At 66.7% G+C, this 20,423-nt stretch carries 20 protein-coding genes; 19 read left to right on the top strand and 1 reads right to left on the bottom strand.

Features of this window, described 5'->3' with window-relative positions; genetic code table 11:
• Positions 1–89: 89 nt before the first annotated feature.
• The 7 genes from IT41_RS00565 to ggt all read left to right on the top strand — a co-directional run bounded on the left by IT41_RS00565 (position 90) and on the right by ggt (position 8,578).
• Positions 90–419, top strand: coding sequence for a DUF2849 domain-containing protein (locus tag IT41_RS00565; protein ID WP_036738151.1), 330 nt, complete (start codon positions 90–92; stop codon positions 417–419).
• On the top strand, positions 412–2,076 hold the full coding sequence (locus IT41_RS00570; protein WP_036737869.1) for a nitrite/sulfite reductase: 1,665 nt from the start codon (positions 412–414) through the stop codon (positions 2,074–2,076). The genes IT41_RS00565 and IT41_RS00570 overlap by 8 nt, the downstream gene beginning before the upstream one ends.
• Positions 2,069–2,800 (top strand): phosphoadenylyl-sulfate reductase, encoded by a 732-nt coding sequence (locus tag IT41_RS00575; protein WP_036737872.1) that lies wholly within the window; start codon positions 2,069–2,071, stop codon positions 2,798–2,800. The genes IT41_RS00570 and IT41_RS00575 overlap by 8 nt, the downstream gene beginning before the upstream one ends.
• Entirely contained in the window at positions 2,797–3,168 is a 372-nt protein-coding gene (locus IT41_RS00580) for a DUF934 domain-containing protein (RefSeq protein WP_036737873.1), read from the top strand. The genes IT41_RS00575 and IT41_RS00580 overlap by 4 nt, the downstream gene beginning before the upstream one ends.
• Positions 3,169–3,219: 51 nt before the next feature.
• On the top strand, positions 3,220–4,059 hold the full coding sequence (locus tag IT41_RS00585; protein WP_036737879.1) for a ferredoxin--NADP reductase: 840 nt from the start codon (positions 3,220–3,222) through the stop codon (positions 4,057–4,059).
• Positions 4,060–4,187: 128 nt separating this feature from the next.
• Entirely contained in the window at positions 4,188–6,764 is a 2,577-nt protein-coding gene (gene topA, locus IT41_RS00590) for a type I DNA topoisomerase (RefSeq protein WP_036737880.1), read from the top strand.
• A gap of 74 nt (positions 6,765–6,838) precedes the next feature.
• Complete coding sequence (gene ggt / locus IT41_RS00595) at positions 6,839–8,578, top strand: gamma-glutamyltransferase (protein ID WP_052081212.1); 1,740 nt, start codon at positions 6,839–6,841, stop codon at positions 8,576–8,578.
• On the opposite strand, the gene IT41_RS00600 is transcribed toward ggt, so the two are convergent.
• Entirely contained in the window at positions 8,572–8,922 is a 351-nt protein-coding gene (locus IT41_RS00600; protein WP_036737881.1) for a DUF488 domain-containing protein, read from the bottom strand. The two genes, ggt and IT41_RS00600, sit on opposite strands and share 7 nt — an antisense overlap.
• Before the next feature lie 120 nt (positions 8,923–9,042).
• On the opposite strand from IT41_RS00600, the gene IT41_RS00605 reads away from it, so the two are divergent.
• From IT41_RS00605 to ftsH, 12 genes are all read left to right on the top strand, one after another.
• Complete coding sequence (locus IT41_RS00605) at positions 9,043–9,747, top strand: CoA transferase subunit A (RefSeq protein ID WP_036738155.1); 705 nt, start codon at positions 9,043–9,045, stop codon at positions 9,745–9,747.
• Positions 9,748–9,750: 3 nt separating this feature from the next.
• Positions 9,751–10,377 (top strand): CoA transferase subunit B, encoded by a 627-nt coding sequence (locus IT41_RS00610; RefSeq protein WP_036737882.1) that lies wholly within the window; start codon positions 9,751–9,753, stop codon positions 10,375–10,377.
• 79 nt (positions 10,378–10,456) lie between these two features.
• Positions 10,457–11,047: a hypothetical protein gene (locus IT41_RS00615; RefSeq protein WP_036737883.1), complete on the top strand. Its 591-nt coding sequence runs from the start codon at positions 10,457–10,459 to the stop codon at positions 11,045–11,047.
• Positions 11,048–11,139: 92 nt separating this feature from the next.
• Positions 11,140–11,544, top strand: a complete 405-nt coding sequence (gene ybgC / locus IT41_RS00620) for a tol-pal system-associated acyl-CoA thioesterase (RefSeq protein ID WP_036737885.1) — start codon at positions 11,140–11,142, stop codon at positions 11,542–11,544.
• Between the two features lie 101 nt (positions 11,545–11,645).
• Complete coding sequence (gene tolQ, locus IT41_RS00625) at positions 11,646–12,341, top strand: protein TolQ (protein ID WP_036737886.1); 696 nt, start codon at positions 11,646–11,648, stop codon at positions 12,339–12,341.
• The gene (locus IT41_RS00630; protein WP_036737887.1) at positions 12,342–12,806 is read left to right on the top strand and encodes an ExbD/TolR family protein; all 465 of its coding nucleotides are present in this window, start codon (positions 12,342–12,344) and stop codon (positions 12,804–12,806) included.
• 4 nt (positions 12,807–12,810) lie between these two features.
• Complete coding sequence (locus IT41_RS00635) at positions 12,811–14,286, top strand: hypothetical protein (protein ID WP_036737888.1); 1,476 nt, start codon at positions 12,811–12,813, stop codon at positions 14,284–14,286.
• Between the two features lie 65 nt (positions 14,287–14,351).
• Positions 14,352–15,674 (top strand): Tol-Pal system beta propeller repeat protein TolB, encoded by a 1,323-nt coding sequence (gene tolB, locus IT41_RS00640; RefSeq protein ID WP_036737889.1) that lies wholly within the window; start codon positions 14,352–14,354, stop codon positions 15,672–15,674.
• A 21-nt stretch (positions 15,675–15,695) separates the two neighbouring features.
• Positions 15,696–16,205 (top strand): peptidoglycan-associated lipoprotein Pal, encoded by a 510-nt coding sequence (pal, locus tag IT41_RS00645; protein ID WP_036737890.1) that lies wholly within the window; start codon positions 15,696–15,698, stop codon positions 16,203–16,205.
• On the top strand, positions 16,205–17,131 hold the full coding sequence (locus tag IT41_RS00650) for a tetratricopeptide repeat protein (protein ID WP_036737892.1): 927 nt from the start codon (positions 16,205–16,207) through the stop codon (positions 17,129–17,131). Before pal ends, IT41_RS00650 begins: the two co-directional genes overlap by 1 nt.
• Positions 17,121–18,374, top strand: a complete 1,254-nt coding sequence (gene tilS / locus IT41_RS00655; RefSeq protein WP_036737894.1) for a tRNA lysidine(34) synthetase TilS — start codon at positions 17,121–17,123, stop codon at positions 18,372–18,374. Before IT41_RS00650 ends, tilS begins: the two co-directional genes overlap by 11 nt.
• Positions 18,375–18,433: 59 nt before the next feature.
• Positions 18,434–20,332 carry an ATP-dependent zinc metalloprotease FtsH gene (ftsH, locus tag IT41_RS00660; protein WP_036737895.1) on the top strand — a complete coding sequence of 633 codons (1,899 nt, stop codon included), beginning with the start codon at positions 18,434–18,436 and terminating at the stop codon, positions 20,330–20,332.
• Positions 20,333–20,423: the final 91 nt, after the last annotated feature.

Below are 20,423 nucleotides of genomic sequence, written 5' to 3' on the forward strand. Positions count from 1 at the left end.
TGGGACATGTTTCTTATTTTTTTGCCCCACTCGTCAATATGGGGGATTTTTTCCTATATTCGGCGCAAGCAAATCGAAAGGCAAAGGCCATGTCCAAGGGCTTCACCCCATCTCCGGCGACCCCCGGCGTCATTACCGCGAACGATCTGCGCATGGGGCATTGCGTCTGGATGCGCGATGACAGCTGGACCGCCGATCCGAGCCAGGCCGAGCTTTACGAGGATCAGGCCATCGCCGAACTGGCGCTGCTCAACGCCATTTCGCAGGCTGGCACCGTGGTGGGGCCCTATCTGGTCGAGGCCCGTCGCGGCGCCGATGGCCGCCCCGAGCCGACGCATTTCCGCGAGGAATTCCGCCGCACCGGCCCGACCAACTATACCGACGATCAGCAAGCCGAATTCGAGGCCAGCCATGTTTGACGCGCGTCCCCAGCACAATGACCAGCACCGCGAATATCTGCACCACCGCGTGGCGCAGTTCCGCCAGCAGGTGCAGCGCCGTCTGGACGGCAGCCTGACCGAGGAGGAGTTCCGTCCCCTGCGGCTCAAGAACGGCGTCTATCTGCAGCTGCATGCCTATATGCTGCGCGTGGCGATCCCTTACGGCACGCTGAACCCCGATCAGATGCGCATGCTGGCCCATGTCGCCGATACCTGGGATCGCGGCTACGGCCATTTCACCACCCGCACCAATATCCAGTATCACTGGCCGAAACTGGTCGATATTCCCGACGCGCTCGAGGCGCTGGCCTCGGTCGGCATCCACAGCATCCAGACCTCGGGCAATACGATCCGCAATATCAATGCCGACGCCTTTGCCGGTGCTGCCGCCGACGAGATCGAGGATCCGCGCCCCTGGGCCGAGCTGCTGCGCCGCTGGTCCACCGATCACGCGGAATTCCAGTTCCTGCCGCGCAAGTTCAAGATCTCGGTCTCGGCCGGGAAACAGGACCGCTCGGCCGTTTCGGCCTATGACATCGGGCTGCGCATCGTCGAACAGGATGGCGAGCGCGGCTTCCAGGTCTGGATCGGCGGCGGGCTGGGCCGCACGCCGATCCTGGGCCAGGTGGTGCGCGAATTCCTGCCCCAGGCCGATCTGCTGCCCTATATCGAGGCGATCCTGTCCACCTATAACCTGACCGGCCGCCGCGACAACAAGTGGAAGGCGCGGATCAAGATCACGGTGATGGAACGCGGCCTGGACGCCATGCGCGCCGATATCGAGGAAGAGTTTGTCCGCCGCCGGGCCGAGTTCTCGGGCTTCGACCAGGAAATTCTGGCCGGGCTGCGCGCGGAATTCGCCGCGCCCGAGTTCCGCGACGCCCCGACCGAGGCCTATGAGGCCGCGCGCGCCGCGAATCCGGGTTTCCGGTCCTGGACCGATACCAACCTGCACGAGCACCGCATTCCGGGCTATGCCAGCGCGACCGTCACGCTCAAGGCGCCGGGGGTCACGCCGGGCGACGCGACCTCGGCGCAGATGCGCCTGATCGCCGATCTGGCCGAGCGTTTCGGCCATGGCGATATCCGCATCAATCACGACCAGAACATCGTGCTGCCGCATCTGCGCAAGGCCGATCTGCCCGAAATTTATGCCGCCCTGCGCGAGGCGGGGCTGGCCACCGCCAATGCCGGCAAGATCTCGGACATCATCTCCTGCCCGGGGATGGATTACTGCACGCTGGCCACCGCGCGCTCGATCCCGATCGCCAAGGATATCGCCGCGCATTTCCGCGCCCGCGGCCTTGAGGACGATATCGGCGAGATGAAGATCCGCATCTCGGGCTGCATCAATGCCTGCGGCCATCACCACCTGGGCCATATCGGCATCCTGGGCCTGGACCGCGCAGGCGTCGAGAATTACCAGATCACGCTTGGCGGCGACGGCTACGAGATCCCGACGCTGGGCCAGCGCGCCGGCGCCGGCTTCCCGGCCGATGAGGTGGTGCCCGCCATCGACCGGGTGATGGACGCCTATCTGGAACTGCGCGAAGGCCCCGATGAACGGTTCATCGACACCTATCGCCGTCTGGGGGTGGCGCCGTTCAAGGCGGCGCTGTATCCGGCCAATGCTTGATCAGACGCTGGATGCCCGCGCCGCAAGGCTGAACGCGCGTTATCGCCACCATGCCGCGACCGAGGTGCTGCGCCGCGCGCTGCGGGACCCCGATCTGGGCCAGACCGCGCTCGTATCCTCGTTCGGGGCGGAATCGGTGGTGCTCCTGCATATGGTCAGCGTCGTGGCGCCGGGCACGCCGGTGCTGTTCATCGACACGCAGATGCTGTTTCCCGAAACGCTGGCCTATCAGCTTGAGGTCACGGAAAAGCTGCGCCTGACCGATGTCCGGGTGATCCGCGCGACGGAACGCGAGGTGGCGCTGAACGATCCCGACGGCACGCTGCATCAGGTCAATCCCGATGCCTGCTGCGATTTCCGCAAGACGCAGCCGCTGGAACGCGCCCTGTCGGAATTCGATGCCTGGATCACCGGCCGCAAGCGCTTTCAGGGCGGGCAGCGGACCGATCTGGAATTCTTTGAATCCGAGCCTCCGCACCGGCTGCGCATCAACCCGCTGGCGCATTGGCGCGCCGGCGACGTGCAGGAATACATGGCCGAGAACAACCTGCCACGCCATCCGCTGGTCGCCAAGGGCTATCCCTCGATCGGCTGCGCGCCCTGCACTTCGCCGGTGAAACCGGGCGAGGATCCGCGCGCCGGGCGCTGGCGTGGCAGCCAGAAGACCGAATGCGGCATCCATTTCATCGGCGGCAGGATGGTCCGCACAGGAGCGAATGCATGAGCGAATATTTCCTTGTCCGCGATGACGGATTCCACCCCGATGACGGCGCCGAGCCGGTGGTGCTGACCGCCGATACCGACCTGAAATCGCTTGAGGAGCATCTGGATCACGAGCTGCTGGCCATCGAGTTCCCGGCGATGACCGACGGGCGCGGCTTTTCCATCGCCCGCCGCCTGCGACAGCTGGGCTACAAGGGCCGGCTGCGCGCCGTGGGCGGGCTGATCGCGGATCAATACGCCATGGCCCGCCGCGTCGGCTTCGACGAGGTGCGCATCCCCGCCGCCCTGGCCGAACGCCAGCCCGAGGAGCAATGGCTGTTCCGCGCCGACTGGCAGGACTGGGACCATCGGTCGCGCCTGACCGGCTGAGCCGGGCTTTCGCTTGCCCTCACATTGACATAGACAACACGGGACCCTGACATGACACTGGATCTTTCCGTGGCCGACGTTGCTGCAAAACCCGCCAAGACCCTGCCCGACGCCCAGACCGTGACCTCGGTCAGGCACTGGACGGACATGCTTTTCTCGTTTCGCGTGACGCGGCCCGCTTCCCTGCGCTTTCGCTCGGGCGAATTCGTGATGATCGGTCTGCCGGGTGATAACGGCAAGCCGGTCCTGCGCGCCTATTCCATCGCCTCGCCCAACTGGGACGATGAGCTGGAATTCTATTCGATCAAGGTGCCGGACGGGCCGCTGACCTCGAAGCTGCAGAACATCCAGCCGGGCGATCAGATCATCCTGCGGCCCAAGCCCGTGGGCACGCTGGTCCTTGACGCGCTGCTGCCGGGCAAGCGGATGTGGTTTCTGGCCACCGGCACCGGGCTTGCGCCCTTTGCGTCGCTGATGCGCGACCCCGAAACCTATGAGCGTTACGGGCAGGTCATCATGATGCATACCTGCCGCACCGCCGAGGAACTGGCCTATGGCCGCGAACTGGTCGAAAACCTGAGGCACGATCCCCTGCTGTCCGAGCTTTACGGCGAAAGCTTTGCCGAGCGGCTGCTGTACTACCCGACGACCACGCGCGAGGATGGGCCGCTGATGGGGCGGATCACCGACAACCTGACTTCGGGCAAGGTATTCGCCGATCTGGGCCTGCCGGCGATGGATGCGGCGAATGACCGCGCAATGATCTGCGGCAGCCTGGCCTTCAACACCGATGTGAAAGCGGTGCTGGAAGGGTTCGGCCTGCGCGAGGGCGCGAACAGCGATCCCAAGGAATTCGTTGTCGAAAAGGCCTTTGTCGGCGACGGCATCTGATCGACTGCAGCGGGGGGTTCGCAGCCCCCCGGCCGCCACGGCATATCCGGGCATGCGCAAAGGGTGGCGTTGACAGTTCGCTGAGGGTTGCCCATTTTCCCGGGCCGAATCATCGCGAAGGAATTTTCATGCCAGTCGTCGTTGTCGAATCCCCGGCCAAGGCCAAGACGATCAACAAATATCTGGGCGACGACTATACGGTTCTGGCTTCGTTCGGGCATGTGCGCGACCTGCCGCCCAAGGATGGCAGCGTCGATCCCGAGAATGATTTCGCCATGAAATGGGAAATCGCTTCGGATTCGAAAAAGCATGTCAAGGCGATCCGGGACGCGCTGGCAACCGACCCGAACCTGATCCTGGCCACCGACCCCGACCGCGAGGGCGAGGCGATCTCCTGGCACCTTCTGGAGGCCCTGGCGCCGGCCCTGAAAAAGGGGGCCGAGGTCAGCCGCGTCACCTTCAACGCGATCACCAAGAATGCTGTCAGCGAGGCGATGGCGAGGCCGCGCCAGATCGACCAGCCGCTGGTCGATGCCTATCTGGCGCGCCGGGCGCTGGATTATCTGGTCGGCTTCAATCTGTCGCCGGTGCTGTGGCGCAAGCTGCCCGGCGCGAAATCCGCCGGGCGGGTGCAGTCCGTCGCGCTGCGCATCATTGTCGATCGCGAGATGGAGATCGAGGCTTTCAAGGCCCGCGAATACTGGTCGGTCCATGCCCGCCTTGCGACCCCGCGCGGCGATGAATTCGACGCGACCATGACCGTTTTCGGCGGCAAGAAGCTGGAACGTTTCGACATCGCCACCGAGAAAGAGGCGATGCTGGCCGTCTCGGCCATTGCCGCGCGCGATCTGACGGTCGCGAGCGTCACCGCCAAGCCCGCCAGCCGCAATCCCTGGCCGCCCTTCATGACCTCGACCCTGCAGCAGGAGGCCAGCCGCAAGCTGGGCCTTGGCGCGCGGGCCTGCATGTCGGCGGCGCAGCGGCTCTATGAGGCCGGTCACATCACCTATATGCGGACCGATGGCATCGACATGGCGCCCGAGGCGGTGATGGCGGCGCGTGATGCGATCGAGGCGCGCTTTGGCGAGGAATACCTGCCGAAATCGCCGCGCATGTACAAGAACAAGGCCAAGAACGCGCAGGAAGCGCATGAATGCATCCGGCCCACCGACATGATGCGTTCGCCCGACAAGCTGCCGGTCTCGGAAAAGGATCAGCGCGCGCTTTACGACCTGATCTGGAAGCGCACCATTGCCAGCCAGATGGAATCCGCGCGGATGGAGCGCACCACGGTCGAGATCGCCTCCGCCGACGGGCAGGTGGGCCTGCGCGCCAACGGGCAAGTGATGCTGTTCGACGGCTTCCTCAAGGTCTACGATCAGGGCCGCGACGACGAGGAGGACGAGGACAGCCGCCGTCTGCCGCAGATCGCCGAGGGCGAGGCCGCGGCCAAGCGCTCGATCAGCCCCGAGCAGCATTTCACCCAGCCGCCGCCGCGCTATACCGAGGCCACGCTGGTCAAGCGCATGGAAGAGCTGGGCATCGGCCGCCCCTCGACCTATGCCAGCATCGTCACCACGATTCAGGATCGCGATTACGTCCGCAAGGAACAGAACCGCCTGATCCCCGAGGACAAGGGCCGGCTGGTCACGATCTTTCTGCGCGAATATTTCCCGCGCTATGTGAGCTACGATTTTACCGCCAATCTCGAGGGCGAGCTGGACGATATCAGCTCGGGCGAGCGGGCCTATCGCGAGGTGCTGCGGCGCTTCTGGCGCGATTTCACCGCCGCGCTGGAGGGCACCAGCGAGCTGCGCATTACCGAGGTGCTGGAGGCCATCGACGATGCACTTGCGCCGCATCTTTATCCGCCGCGCGCCGACGGGACGGACCCGCGTGAATGCCCGCTATGCGGCAAGGGCCGGCTGCATCTGAAGACCGCGCGTTCGGGCGGCGCCTTCATCGGCTGCGGAAACTATCCCGAATGCCGCTTTACCCGGCCCCTGGGCAGCCCCGATGCCGAGGTCGTGGGCGACACGGTTCTGGGCACCGACAATGGCGATGAGATCAGCCTGAAGAACGGCCGTTTCGGTCCCTATGTCCAGCGCGGCGAGGCGACCGAAGAGGTGCCGAAGCCGCCCCGCGCCTCGATCCCCAAGGGCTGGGACGTGGCTTCGGTCGATCTGGAACGGGCGCTGGCGCTGCTGGCCCTGCCGCGCGAGATCGGCCCGCATCCCGAGGATGGCGTCGCGGTCGAGGCCGGGATCGGCCGCTATGGCCCCTATGTCAAGCACGGTTCGAAATATGCCAATCTGCCCGATGTCGATGAGGTCTTCACCATCGGCATGAACCGCGCGGTCGAGGTGCTGGCCTCGAAACCGACGCGGGGGCGGGCGGCGGCGGCCGCGCCGCTGGCGGAACTGGGCGAGCATCCCGAGGGCGGGCCGGTGCAGGTGATGAACGGGCGCTACGGCCCCTATGTCAAATGGGCCAAGGTCAACGCCACCCTGCCGCGCGATCTGGAACCCGGCGATGTCACCATGGAGAAAGCGCTGGAACTGATCGCCGCCAAGGCCGCGAAATCGGGCAAGAAGCCGGCGGCGAAAACGGCGGCGAAAAAGCCAGCGGCCAAGAAGGCCGCCGCCAGGAAACCGGCCGCGAAAAAGCCCGCGAAGAAAGCCGCGCCAAAGGCCGCCGAGGGGTGACCGGCGCGCTTATTCGCGTTTGACGGGAAAAATCGTGGTGCTAGCCTGACCTCACGGAAACGGGAGGGAAGGCCATGATCAGGACGACATTGCGGGCCGGTGCTGCGGCACTGGCCATATTTCCGCTGCTGACCGCCGCGGCATCCGCGCAGGAGGCCGGCGCGATTTTCGATTCGCTGGACCGTATCCATCCGGTCTGGGCGCAAAGCGGCATGGTCTCGGCGCAGGAGCATCTGGCCGCCGCCATCGGGCGGGACATCATGGAACAGGGCGGCAATGCGGTCGATGCCGGCGTCGCGGTGGCCTTCGCGCTGGCCGTGACCCTGCCGCGCGCGGGCAATATCGGCGGCGGCGGCTTCATGCTGATCCATGACGCCGAAACCGGCCAGACCCACGCCATCGATTATCGCGAAATGGCGCCCTCGGGCGCGTCGCGGGACATGTTCCTGGGCGAGGACGGAGAGCCGGACAGCGACAAGTCGCTTTACAGCGGTGCGTCCTCGGGCGTGCCGGGGACGGTCGCGGGCATGCGCCTGGCGCTGGAAAAATACGGCACCATGGAATGGGCCGATGTGATCGCCCCCGCGATCCGCCTGGCCGAGGAGGGCATGATCGTCACCCCCGATCTGGCCGACAGTCTGGAAGCCGCGCGCGAGCAGATGTCGAAATACCCCGCCAGCATGGCGATTTTCTTCAAGCCGGACGGATCGGGCTATCGCCCCGGCGAAACGCTGGTGCAGGCCGATCTGGCGAAGACGCTGAAAAAGATCGCGGCCGAGGGGCCGGACGGGTTTTACAAGGGCGAGGTGGCGCAGGCGATTGCCAGCGCGGTGCAGGCCGATGGCGGGCTTATCACGCCCGAGGACATGGCCGCCTACAAGGTCGTCGAACGCGATCCCGTGCGCGGCAGCTATCGCGGCTATGAGGTGGTCTCGATGCCGCCGCCCTCGTCCGGCGGGGTGCATCTGATCCAGATCCTGAACGCGCTTGAGGGCTATCCCATCGGCGCGCTTGGCCAGAACTCGTCCGAGACGATCCACCTGATGGCCGAGGCGATGAAGCTGGCCTATGCGGACCGTTCCGAATATCTGGGCGATCCCGATTTCGTCGATGTGCCGGTGGCCGAACTGACCAGCAAGGATTACGCGGCGGCCATGCGCGCGCAGATCAGCGCCGATTTCGCCCGTCCCGCCGCGCAGATCAGGCCGGCCGATCTGACGCCCTACGAATCCGACCAGACCACGCATTTCTCGGTCGTGGACAAGGACGGCAATGCGGTCTCGAACACCTATACGATCAATTTCAGCTATGGCTCGGGGTTGGTGGCCGAGGGTACCGGCATCCTGATGAACAATGAGATGGACGATTTCTCGGCCAAGCCGGGCACGCCCAACGGGTTTGGCCTGATCGGCGGCGATGCCAATGCGATTCAGGCGGGCAAGCGGCCGCTGTCCTCGATGACGCCGACCATGGTGCTGAAGGACGGGCAGGTCTGGCTGGTCACCGGCTCGCCCGGGGGCGCGCGGATCATCACCACGGTCCTGCAGGTGGTGATGAACATGATCGATCATGGCATGAACGTGGCCGAGGCCTCGACCGCGCCGCGCGTCCATCACCAGTGGCTGCCCGATGAACTGCGCGTGGAGGAGGGGATCAGTATGGACACCACCCGGCTCTTGCAGGCCAAGGGGCACAATATCGCGCTGAAGGATGCGATGGGCTCGACCCAGTCGATCATGCGCGATCCGGCGACCGGCGCGCTTTACGGCGCATCCGACCCGCGCCGGCCCGATGCGGCGACGCTTGGCTATTGAGCCAGATATTCACGCAGCGCGACGGCATTGTTGTGCTGCGTGTCTTTTGCCGCATATAGCAGCGTGACCGGCCCCCTGGCGATCAGGTCGCGCAATTCCCGCACCGGGCCTAGATTGGCGTCCAGTTCAGCGGCATAGCGGCGGCGGAATTCGTCCCATTTCGCGGGATCGTGGCCGAACCAGTGGCGCAACTCATCCGAGGGGGCGATGTCCTTGAGCCAGGGCGTATCCTCGCCCAGTTCCGCATGGCTGACGCCGCGCGGCCAGAGCCGGTCGACCAGCACCCTCTGGCCTTCGCCGGCCGGCGCGGGATCATAGATCCGCCGCAATTCGATGATGTTCATCCTGATTCTCCCAGATCCTCCCCGCCCGGCGCGGGGGTGGGACGCGCCAATCGCCGGGGCCTGCGTTGACTTGGTTTCTGAAACTGGCCACAACAGCCCTGTCCAACATTGGAGGAAAGCATGAAAAAGGTCTATGAGAGCGCGGATGCCGCGCTGGACGGGCTTCTCAGGGATGGCATGCTGATCGCGGCGGGGGGCTTTGGCCTGTGCGGGATCCCCGAACTGCTGATCGATGGCATCCTGCGGGCCGGCACCAGGGATCTGACGGTCGCCAGCAACAATTGCGGTGTCGATGGCTTCGGCCTGGGCAAGCTGCTGGACAGTCGCCAGATCAAGAAGATGATTTCCTCCTATGTCGGCGAGAATGCGGAATTCATGCGCCAGTACCTGTCGGGAGAGCTTGAACTGGAGTTCAACCCCCAGGGCACCCTGGCCGAGCGGATGCGGGCCGGCGGTTCGGGCATCCCCGGTTTCTACACCAAGACCGGCGTCGGCACCGTGATCGCCGAGGGCAAGGAGCATCACGATTTCGACGGCGAGACCTATATCCTCGAACGCGGGATCGTGGCGGATCTGTCCATCGTCAAGGCCTGGAAGGCCGACGATACGGGCAACCTGATTTTCCGCAAGACGGCGCGCAATTTCAACCCGCCGGCCGCGATGTGCGGCCGCGTCTGCATCGCCGAGGTCGAGGAAATCGTGCCGCGCGGCAGCATCGATCCCGACCTGATTCATCTGCCCGGCATCTATGTGCACCGGATCATCCAGGGCGAGCACGAAAAGCGCATCGAACAGCGCACCACCCGCAAGCGTGAGGAGGCCTGATCCATGGCATGGGACCGCAATCAAATGGCCGAGCGCGCCGCGCAGGAGCTGGAAGACGGCATGTATGTGAACCTTGGCATCGGGATTCCGACGCTGGTGGCGAACTATGTCGGCGACAAGGACATCACGCTGCAATCCGAAAACGGCATGCTGGGAATGGGGCCGTTCCCCTATGAGGGCGAAGAGGACCCGGATCTGATCAATGCCGGCAAGCAGACGATCACCGAACTGGCCCGGACCAGCTATTTCGACAGCGCCACCAGCTTTGGCATGATCCGCGGCGGCAAGATCGCGGCGGCGATCCTGGGCGCGATGGAGGTGGCCGAGAACGGCGATCTCGCGAACTGGATGATCCCCGGCAAGCTGGTCAAGGGCATGGGCGGCGCCATGGATCTGGTCGCTGGCGTCGGCCGCGTGATCGTCGTCATGGACCACACCAACAAGCATGGCGAATCGAAGGTGCTGAAGGAATGCACCCTGCCGCTGACCGGCAAGGGCGTGGTGGACCGCATCATCACCAATCTGGGCGTTCTCGATGTGGTCGATGGCGGGCTGCGGATCGTCGAGACCGCCGATGGCGTCACCGAGGCAGAGCTGCGCGCCGCGACCGAGGCGACCATCATCGGCTAGGCGCCGGTTGCGAGGGCCGAGGGGGCTGTCTGCCCCCTCTTGCGGCTTTCGCCGCAATTCACCCCCGAGGATATTTGCCATGAAAGAGAATGAGACCTCGCTGGGGGTGGCGCGGATCACCGAACTGTTCACACGCGACGGCCGCTATCTGTGCGCCCGTTGGGGCCGGCCGGTCGCGCCGGTCATATTCGGCCTTTCCGATGAGAGCCTGGCGATCTTTCGCGAGGCGACCCGCGCCGTCTATCATCATGCCGGCCATCCTCTGGCCGAGACCGATCCCGAGATGGGCGCGAACATGATGACTTTTTTCCTGCGGGGGTGGGACGAGCTGGCGGGGGTGCCCGATCTTGACCGGCTGACCGGGCGGCCGGATCTGCCGGCCAGGCTGCGGGCGCAGGGGGCCGATCAGTACCGGCTGTTTCGATTCGATCCCGATGGCGCGATCCGCGTCTGCATCAGCTTTGTCAACATGGGCGGCAGGCTGGCCGATGCCCATCCCGGGCAGTTGGCCGAGACCATTGCCGTCCGCTCGACGCTGACTTTCGCGTGCGATGTCGTTCCCGGCCCGCAGCTGGCCGTGCTGATCCGCGCGGCTTACGACCCCGTGCTGCCGAAAGTTGCGCAGGATCCTTCGCACGCTCTGCGGCTGGCGGCGCGGCTGGCGAATTAGGCCTTTCGGCGGCTGTCCTCGCCCAATATCCTTTGGCCGAGCCGCCCCGGGCGACGGGGATACCCCTTGCGAGAATTCGGACCCGAGCCGCCATGCACCGTTTCCCGATCCGTGTCTATTACGAGGATACCGACCTTGCCGGGATCGTCTATTACGCGAATTATCTGAAATTCATCGAGCGCGCGCGTTCGGAATGGCTGCGCGAGCTTGGCGTGGATCAGGTCGCCATGAAAGCAGCGGGGCTTTTCTTTGCCGTCCGGCGCGTTGAGGCGGATTACCTTTCCCCGGCGCGGTTCGACGATCAGCTGGAGGTCGAAACCCTGCTGCATGCGCTGAGCCCGGCGCGGGTCGTGCTGGATCAGCATGTTGCGCGCGCCGGCAAGGCGCTGTTTTCGGCGCGGGTCACGGTGGTCTGCATTTCCGGCACCGGGCGGCCGGCGCGGATTCCCGCGGATGCGGCGCAGGTGCTGCGGGCGCAGGGCCTCGCCCGGAATTGACGCAGAATTGACGTGCGCGGGGCTTTGTCCGCCGCCGCGGTTCTGCTAGTTGCGCTGGCAGAAGCCGCCCAGCAGGCGGCCCAAAGGACAGGCAATACTCCATGGAACAACTTGCTGCAGCCGGGCAGCCGGTCGATTTTTCGCTGATCGCGCTTTTCGCGCGCGCCTCGCTGACGGTGCAGATCGTCATGGTGATCCTGATTCTGGGCTCGTTCTGGGCCTGGGCGATCATCATCCGGAAATTCATCACCTTTGCCGCCGCGCGGCGCGATGCCGACCGTTTCGACCGGGCCTTCTGGTCGGGGCAGCCGCTCGACGATCTTTACGACCGCATGGGCGACAATCCCTCGGGCCCGTCCGAGCGTATCTTTGCCGCCGGCATGACCGAATGGCGGCGCAGCCATCGCGATGACGGCAACCTGATCGCCGGGGCCACCGCGCGGATCGACCGGGCGATGAACGTGGCGATCAGCCGCGAGAATGACCGGTTGACCAGCGGCCTGCCGTTTCTGGCCACGGTCGGCTCGACCGCGCCCTTTATCGGGCTGTTCGGCACCGTCTGGGGCATCAAGACCGCCTTCGAGGAGATCGCAATTTCGCAGAATACCTCGCTTGCCGTGGTCGCGCCGGGCATTGCCGAGGCGCTGGTGGCCACAGCGCTTGGCCTGCTGGCCGCGATTCCGGCGGTGATCTTTTACAACAAGCTCAGTTCCGATTCCGACCGGCTGGTGGGCAATCAGGAAGCCTTCGCGGATGAGTTCTCGACCATCCTGTCGCGTCAGCTGGATGACGAATAGATGGCGGCCGGGGTGGTGAAACGCAGCCGCAAGGGCAGGGGACGGGCGCGGACCCAGCCGATGGCGGAAATCAACGTCACGCCCTTTGTGGACGTGATGCTGGTGCTGTTGATCATCTTCATGGTCGCGGCGCCGCTTTTGACCGTGGGCGTGCCGCTGGAACTGCCCAAGACCGCCGCGCAGGCGGTCCCGGCCGAGCCGGAGGAGCCGCTGAGCGTCTCGGTCACGCCGGAAGGGCCGATCATGGTGATGACCACCGAGGTCCCTGAGGAGGAACTGGTCACCCGCCTGCGCGCCGTGGCCGAGGAACGCCAGAGCGACAAGATCTATCTGCGCGCCGACGGCGCGATTCCCTATGCCCGGATCATGGAGGTGATGGGGGCGCTGAACGCGGCGGGCTTCAACAATATCGTCCTGGTGACCGAGGCCGGCGGGCCGCGGATGGACGCCGGCACGGACGGCTAGGATCATGGATCGGGCGGATCGCATCGGTTTCTGGGTCTCGGGCGTTGCCCATGCCGGCCTGCTGGGCGCGGCGCTTGCCGGCGGCGCGCTGTTCCGGCCGCAGCCGCTGGAGGCCGTCCGCATGTCCGAGGTCGCGACCATGTCCGAGGCCGAGTTCCAGTCGCTTGCCGCCGCTGCGGCCGGGCGCGGGCCGGTTTCGGACCTTGCCGCCGTGACCCCGGCACAGCCCCGCCCGCCCGCCGACGAGAATCGCCTTGGTGCGCCCGAATCGGCCAGCCCGCCCGATCCCGACCAGCGGGCGGCGGAACTCCCGGTTCCCTCGGCCCGGCCCGAGGCGCGGCCCGACCTGTCGGATATCCAGACGCCGCGCGCGCCGGTGACGGTGGCGACCGATGCGCCGCAGCCGGCGCAGCCGGCCGAGGCGGTCGAGCTGGCTTCGTTGCCGCAGCAGACCGACCGCCCCGATCCCGCGCGAAATCCCGCGCAGCAGCCGCAATCGCCCGAGCCGGTGCCGCAGCGTTCCGCGCTGGCGCCGCAGGACTCCGCGCGTCCGCGTGGCCGTCCCGAAGGGCTGGCCGAGGCCGTGCAGGCCCGCCGTCAGGCTGCCGAGGCGGCGCGTCAGCGCGAGGCCGCCCTTGCGCGTGAGGCCGCCGAGGCCGCAGATGAGCGTGCCGCCGCCGAGCGCGCGCAGGAACAGGCCGCGCGCCGCGCCGCCGAGGAACGCGCCCGGGACGAGCGCCGCGAAGCCGAACGGCGCGAAGCCGCGGCCGAGACCGCCCGCAAGGCCGAGGCCGCCGAGCAACGCGCCCGCCGTCAGGCCTCGGCCGAAGCCGCTGCGGCCAAGGAGGCCGCCGCCGCCGAGAAACGGGCCGAGGCTGAGCGTCGTCAGGCCGCCGAACGCAAGGCTGCCGAACAGGCTGCCGCCGAGAAGGCAGCGGCCGAAAAAGCAGAAGCCGAGACCCGCGCCCGCCGCGAGGCCGAGAAGAAAGCCGCTGCGGAAAAGGCCGCCGCCGAAGCCGCAGCCGCCGCCAGGGCCAGGGAAGAGGCCGAGCGCCGCGCCGCCGCCGAAGAGGCCAAGCGCGCCGCGCTGGCAGAGGCGATGCAGGATCAGGGCTCGGGCGGCTCGGGCGGGGGCGGCGCCGCCGCGAATGGCCCGCCGCTGAGCCAGGGCGAAAAGGACGGCTTCCGCATCGCGGTCGAAAGCTGCTGGAATCGCGGCTCGCTCTCGACCGAGGCCAGCCGTACCACCGTCTCGGTCCGGTTCGCGATGTCGCCGGATGGCAGGGTGGAAAAGGGCTCGTTGCGGATGATCGGCGCGCAGGGCGGTTCCGAGGCGGCGGCGAAACAGGCCTATGAGGCGGCGCGCCGCGCGATCCTGATGTGCGAAAAGGGCGGCTACAGCTTGCCGCCGGAAAAATACAACCGCTGGAAGGATGTCATCATCGACTTCAACGCCAGTGGCGGCGCCCGGGTTCAGTAGTGCCGCCCATGGTATCCCTCCGCGCAGCCATCTATCCTGCAACCCTGACCTTAAAAGGGCGAAACATGTTGCGTAACTTTCTTCTGACCTCTGCCATGGCGCTGGCCGGGCTGGGCATGGCGGCACCTGCCACGGCGCAGGACGGCCCCCTGCGGATCGAGATCACCGACGGGGTGATCGAGCCGATGCCCTTTGCCATCGCGACCTTCCATGACGAAGGCGGCGCGGGCGATTATCTGCGCCAGGTCCAGGCGCTGATCGCCGCCGATCTGACCGGCACCGGCCTGTTTCGCGAAATCCCGGCCAATGCCCATATCGCGCGGCGCGACAGCTTCGAGGCGCCGGTATCCTACGAGGACTGGAAGGCGATCAATGCCCAGGCGCTGATCACCGGCGCGGTCCGGGTTCAGGGCGGCCGGGTGATCGTCAAGTTCCGCCTGTTCGACGTCTTTGCCGGCCAGCCGCTTGGCGACGGCATGCAGTTCGAGGCCGGCACCGGCAACTGGCGGCGCGCGGCGCACAAGGCCGCCGATCAGGTCTATGCCCGGCTGACCGGCGAGGGGCCCTATTTCGACAGCCGCGTGGCCTTCGTGCAGGAAAGCGGCCCCAAGGATGCGCGCCGCAAGCGCATCGGCGTGATGGATTACGACGGCGCCAATACGAAATGGCTGACCGATGACAGCGCGCTGGTGCTGGCGCCGCGCTTTTCGCCGGATGGCTCGCGGCTGCTTTACACCTCATATGCCTCGGGCTTTCCCAAGGCGATGCTGATGGATGTCAACACGCTGGCGGTGCGCTCGCTGGGGCAGCAGCCGGGGATGAGCTTTTCGCCGCGTTTCTCGCCCGACGGGCGCTGGATCGTCTATTCGCTGGAACAGGGCGGCAATACCGATATCTACCAGATGGACGCCGCGACCGGCGCGCAGCGGGCGCTGACCAATGCGCCCTCGATCGAGACCTCGCCCAGCTACAGCCCGGACGGCCGCCAGATCGTCTTTGAATCCGACCGCTCGGGCACGCCGCAGCTCTATATCATGGCCGCGAGCGGCGGCGAACCCCGGCGCATCAGCTTTGGCGAGGGGCGCTATGGCACGCCGGTCTGGTCGCCGCGCGGCGACCTGATCGCCTTTACCCGCCAGGTCAGCGGCAAGTTCCATATCGGCGTCATGCGCATCGATGGGTCCGAGGAAAAAATGCTGACGCAATCGTTCCTTGACGAGGGCCCGACTTGGGCCCCCAATGGGCGCGTGGTGATGTTCACCCGCGTGACTCCGGGCGGCGATGGCCAGCCGCGCCTGCATTCGGTGGATATCACGGGGCGCAACATGCGCCCGGTACAGATCAGCGGCGCGGCCTCGGACCCCGACTGGGGTCCGCTGCTGCCCTAGAATTGCGAGACGGGACAGAATATGAATACCATGGTTAAGATCGCGGCGGTCACCGCCATTCTGGGGCTGGCGGCATGCGCGCGCCCGGCGCAGGACATGATGGTGCAGGACCCCTATTCGGGCGGTGCCGGGGCCGGCGGCGTGGGCGCCAGCGCCCTGCCCGGCACGGCCGAATATTTCAAGGCGAATGTCGGCGATACGGTGCTGTTTGCCGTCGATCAGTCCACCCTGTCGCCCGAGGCGCGCGCCACGCTGAGCGGCCAGGCCGGCTGGCTGAGCCAGAATCAGGGCTTTTCCGCCGTGATCGAAGGTCATGCCGACGAACAGGGCACGCGCGAATACAATATCGCACTGGGCGCGCGCCGCGCCAGTTCGGTCCAGGAATACCTGATCTCGCAGGGTATACCGCCGGGCCGGCTGCGCACGGTCAGCTACGGCAAGGAGCGCCCGCTGGCGGTCTGCTCGACCGAAGAGTGCTATTCCCAGAACCGCCGCGCGGTGACGGTGGTTGCCCCCGGAGCGGGCATGTGATGGCAGCTTCGCGTCTCAGATCGCTGTTGCTGGCGGCCGGGCTGGCGCTGGCCGGGCTGCCGGCTCTGGCGCAGGACGCGCAGACGCTGGCGGATATCCGGGCCGAGCTGAGCCGGCTTTCCGCCGACCTGCAGGGGCTGCGCGCGCAGATGGTGGCCTCGGGTCCGGCGGGCTTCGCGGCGGCGGGCGGCGACAGTGCCATCGACCGGATGAACGCGATCGAGGCGCGGCTGGCGCAGCTGACCGGCCAGACCGAGCGGCTGCAGAACCAGATCGACCGTGTCGTGCGCGACGGAACCACCCGCATCGGCGATATCGAGTTTCGCCTCTGCGAGATGGAGGAAGGCTGCGATCTGGGCAGCCTGACCACGCCGACACTGGGCGATCAGGGCGCGGGCTCGTCCGCCCCCATGCCGATGTCCGACCAGCAGGGCGCGCTTGGTGCGGCCCCCACCCCTTCGGCCGGGGTTGCCGCGACGGCGGCGGAACAGGCCGATTTCGACCGGGCCCGGGAGGTGCTCGGTCAGGGTGACTTTCACCGTGCTGCGGAGCTCTTCGCGGCCGTCGCCCAAACCCATGCTGGCGGCCCGCTGACCGCGCAGTCGCTGTTTCTGCGCGGCCAGGCGCTGGATGCCGCCGGCGATCTGGAAGGCGCCGGGATCGCCTGGCTGGAAAGCTTCGCGGCCAATCCCGATGGCGCGCAGGCTGCCGATGCCCTGCTGGGACTGTCGCGGGCCATGCAGGCCAGGGGCGGCCCGCAGGAGGGCTGCTATTATCTGCAGGAAATCACCACCCGCTTTCCGGAATCGGCTCAGGCCGGCGAAGCGGCAAGGCGCATGGTCGGGGCCGATTGCATGGCCCTGATCGAGGGCGCGGATGAAGGCCTGGACCCCGAGGCGGCGGCGGATCTGCTGAATGACGGCTGAGCCCGGGCCGGTCGCGGCCGTGGTTCATGCCGCGCTGGACCGTCTGGCGGGCGACTTTCCCGGCCTTGGCATCGCCCTGTCGGGCGGCGGCGATTCCACCGCGCTGATGCATCTGGCCCATGATTGGGCGCGGCGCTCGGGCCTGACGCTGAAGGCGGTGACGGTCGATCACGGCTTGCGCCCCGACTCGGCGGACGAGGCGCGGCAGGCGGGCATGGCAGCGGCCGCGCTTGGCATTTCGCATGACACCCTGGTCTGGAGCCGCGAGGGCGGCGGCAACCTGATGGCGGCGGCGCGCGAGGCGCGGCTGCGGCTGATCTCGGACTGGGCGCGGCGCCATGGGCTCGACGCGGTGCTGCTGGGCCATACCCTCGACGATCAGGCCGAAACCCTGCTGATGCGGCTGGGCCGGGGCGCGGGGATCGACGGGCTGTCGGGCATGGTGCCCCTGCGCCGCAGCCATGGCCTGTGCTGGCTGCGGCCGATGCTGGCGGTATCGCGCGCCGATCTGCGCGACTGGCTGCGCGCGCGCGGCGTGACCTGGGTCGAGGACCCGTCGAACCAGAACCGGGATTTCGACCGCATCCGTACCCGCAAGGCGCTGGCGGCGCTTGATCTGCCTGCGCGGCAACTGGCGCAATCGGCCGAGAATCTGGCCATGGCGCGCGATGCGTTGCAGCATTTCGCGGCGCAGGCGGCGCAGGGCGCGCGGGTGCGGGCCGGCGCGCTGGATTTGCCCTGGGACGCGTTCCGTGACGCGCCGGCCGAGATCCGGCGGCGGCTTCTTGTCGCAGGGCTGCGATTCGTCACCGGCGCCGATTATCCCGCCCGGCGCGAACAGGTGCTGCATGCGTTAGACGCCTTGCCCGGCGGCGCGCGGCTGACGCTTGACGGCGTGATCGCCGAGACCGGCGGCGGTTTCCTGCGCATGATCCGCGAACCCGCCGCCGCCGCGCGCAGCCCCGAGGCGCGGCCCGACGCCGCGGGAAACGCCGTCTGGGACCGTCGCTGGCGCCTGCGCGGCCTGCGGCCCGGCTGGGTCGTGCGGGCCCTGGGTTATGACCTGCTGCCCGGGCTGGGCTGGCGCGGCGCCGGGCTGGGCCGGGACGAGCTTGCCGCCGGTCCCGGCATCTGGGCGGGCACCGAGCTGGTCGCCGCGCCGCTGATCCCGGCGGGCGACGGTCCCTGCGCGCAGCCCTTGCGCGGTCTTTGTGATTTTCGCGCCATGCTCTATACACATTGAACCTGACGCCGGAATCCCTATTTTCAGAGCAAAGCCTTTTACCCGCGGAGGATACGCCTTTGGGCAATGCGCGCAACATCGCCTTCTGGGTGGTTCTGTTCCTGATGATCCTGGCGCTGTTCAACCTGTTCAGCGACGGATCGGCACAGATGAACAGCCGCCAGATCAGCTATTCGGATTTCATCCAGCGGGTGGAACAGGATCAGGTCAGCGCCGTCGTCATCGACGGCGAGCAGATCGCCATCACCGCCAAGGACGGCAAGCAGTTCACCACCGTCCGCCCGCAGGGCGAGGAAATCGCCGATATGCTGATCCAGAAGGAGGTCGAGGTAAAGGTCGAGCGCCAGCAGCAATCGGGCTTCATGTCGCTCTTGGGCGTCTGGCTGCCCTTCATCCTGCTGATCGGGGTCTGGATCTTCTTCATGAACCGCATGCAGGGCGGCGGCAAGGGCGGCGCCATGGGCTTTGGCAAATCGCGCGCGAAGCTGCTGACGGAAAAGCACGGCCGGGTGACCTTCGATGACGTGGCCGGCATCGACGAGGCCAAGGAAGAGCTTGAGGAGATCGTCGAATTCCTGCGCAACCCGCAGAAATTCAGCCGCTTGGGCGGCAAGATCCCCAAAGGCGCGCTGCTGGTCGGCCCGCCCGGCACCGGCAAGACGCTGCTCGCCCGCGCCATCGCCGGCGAGGCGGGCGTGCCCTTCTTTACCATTTCGGGTTCGGATTTCGTCGAGATGTTCGTCGGCGTCGGCGCCAGCCGGGTGCGCGACATGTTCGAACAGGCCAAGAAATCCGCCCCCTGCATCGTCTTCATCGACGAGATCGACGCGGTGGGGCGCGCCCGCGGCGTCGGCATCGGCGGCGGCAATGATGAACGCGAACAGACCCTGAACCAGTTGCTGGTGGAAATGGACGGCTTTGACGCCAACGAAGGCGTCATCATCATCGCCGCCACCAACCGCAAGGACGTTCTGGACCCGGCGCTGCTGCGCCCCGGCCGTTTCGACCGGCAGATCTATGTCCCGAACCCCGACATCAAGGGGCGCGAAAAGATCCTCGCCGTGCACAGCCGCAAGGTGCCGGTCGGCCCCGATGTGGATCTGCGCATCATCGCCCGCGGCACGCCCGGTTTCTCGGGCGCGGATCTGATGAACCTGGTCAACGAGGCGGCGCTGATGGCTGCCCGGATCGGTCGCCGTTTCGTTGCCATGGAGGATTTCGAGAACGCCAAGGACAAGGTCATGCTTGGCGTGGAACGCCGCTCCATGGTGCTGACGCCCGAGCAAAAGGAAAAGACCGCCTATCACGAGGCCGGTCACGCCATTGTCGGGCTGAGCCTGCCGAAATGCGATCCGGTCTACAAGGCGACGATCATCCCGCGCGGCGGCGCGCTTGGCATGGTGGTCAGCCTGCCGGAAATGGATCGGCTGAACTATCACAAGGACGAGGCCAAGCAGAAACTGGCCATGACCATGGCCGGCAAGGCCGCCGAGATCATCAAATACGGGGCCGAGGGCGTGTCGAACGGCCCCGCCGGCGATATCCAGCAGGCCAGCCAATTGGCCCGTGCCATGGTGATGCGTTGGGGCATGTCCGACAAGGTCGGCAATATCGACTATGCCGAGGCGCATGAGGGCTATTCCGGCAATACCGGCGGCTTCTCGGTCTCGGCCGCGACCAAGGAACTGATCGAGAAGGAAGTCCACGACCTGATCGAGGAGGGATATCAGGAGGCCTATCGCATCCTGATCGAGAAAGAGGAAGAGTTCGAGCGTCTCGCCAAGGGCCTGCTGGAATACGAGACCCTGACCGGCGAGGATATCGGCAAGATCATCCGTGGCGAACCGCTGGGTGGCGACGACGACATGCCGGGCTCGGCCATTCCTTCGGTAAGCTCGGTCCCGCGCGCGGGCGCGGTCAAGCCCGCCAACGACCCGGCGCCGCAGCCGCAGGGGTGATCGGGACAGGAAGGCCCCGGCCGGCGCTTGCAGCCGGGGCCTTGTTTCGCAAAGTCACCTATTTCCGCGCGGCGCCATCCCGGCTAGGTCA

This window comes from Paracoccus halophilus, from assembly GCF_000763905.1.
Lineage (GTDB): Bacteria > Pseudomonadota > Alphaproteobacteria > Rhodobacterales > Rhodobacteraceae > Paracoccus > Paracoccus halophilus.

Bases quoted from the DNA above. Each gene is read 5' to 3' on its own strand.
- IT41_RS00565 (WP_036738151.1), top strand. From the start codon at position 90: ATGTCCAAGGGCTTCACCCCATCTCCGGCGACCCCCGGCGTCATTACC.
- IT41_RS00570 (WP_036737869.1), top strand. From the start codon at position 412: ATGTTTGACGCGCGTCCCCAGCACAATGACCAGCACCGCGAATATCTG.
- IT41_RS00575 (WP_036737872.1), top strand. From the start codon at position 2,069: ATGCTTGATCAGACGCTGGATGCCCGCGCCGCAAGGCTGAACGCGCGT.
- IT41_RS00580 (WP_036737873.1), top strand. From the start codon at position 2,797: ATGAGCGAATATTTCCTTGTCCGCGATGACGGATTCCACCCCGATGAC.
- IT41_RS00585 (WP_036737879.1), top strand. From the start codon at position 3,220: ATGACACTGGATCTTTCCGTGGCCGACGTTGCTGCAAAACCCGCCAAG.
- topA (WP_036737880.1), top strand. From the start codon at position 4,188: ATGCCAGTCGTCGTTGTCGAATCCCCGGCCAAGGCCAAGACGATCAAC.
- ggt (WP_052081212.1), top strand. From the start codon at position 6,839: ATGATCAGGACGACATTGCGGGCCGGTGCTGCGGCACTGGCCATATTT.
- IT41_RS00600 (WP_036737881.1), bottom strand. From the start codon at position 8,922: ATGAACATCATCGAATTGCGGCGGATCTATGATCCCGCGCCGGCCGGC.
- IT41_RS00605 (WP_036738155.1), top strand. From the start codon at position 9,043: ATGAAAAAGGTCTATGAGAGCGCGGATGCCGCGCTGGACGGGCTTCTC.
- IT41_RS00610 (WP_036737882.1), top strand. From the start codon at position 9,751: ATGGCATGGGACCGCAATCAAATGGCCGAGCGCGCCGCGCAGGAGCTG.
- IT41_RS00615 (WP_036737883.1), top strand. From the start codon at position 10,457: ATGAAAGAGAATGAGACCTCGCTGGGGGTGGCGCGGATCACCGAACTG.
- ybgC (WP_036737885.1), top strand. From the start codon at position 11,140: ATGCACCGTTTCCCGATCCGTGTCTATTACGAGGATACCGACCTTGCC.
- tolQ (WP_036737886.1), top strand. From the start codon at position 11,646: ATGGAACAACTTGCTGCAGCCGGGCAGCCGGTCGATTTTTCGCTGATC.
- IT41_RS00630 (WP_036737887.1), top strand. From the start codon at position 12,342: ATGGCGGCCGGGGTGGTGAAACGCAGCCGCAAGGGCAGGGGACGGGCG.
- IT41_RS00635 (WP_036737888.1), top strand. From the start codon at position 12,811: ATGGATCGGGCGGATCGCATCGGTTTCTGGGTCTCGGGCGTTGCCCAT.
- tolB (WP_036737889.1), top strand. From the start codon at position 14,352: ATGTTGCGTAACTTTCTTCTGACCTCTGCCATGGCGCTGGCCGGGCTG.
- pal (WP_036737890.1), top strand. From the start codon at position 15,696: ATGAATACCATGGTTAAGATCGCGGCGGTCACCGCCATTCTGGGGCTG.
- IT41_RS00650 (WP_036737892.1), top strand. From the start codon at position 16,205: ATGGCAGCTTCGCGTCTCAGATCGCTGTTGCTGGCGGCCGGGCTGGCG.
- tilS (WP_036737894.1), top strand. From the start codon at position 17,121: ATGACGGCTGAGCCCGGGCCGGTCGCGGCCGTGGTTCATGCCGCGCTG.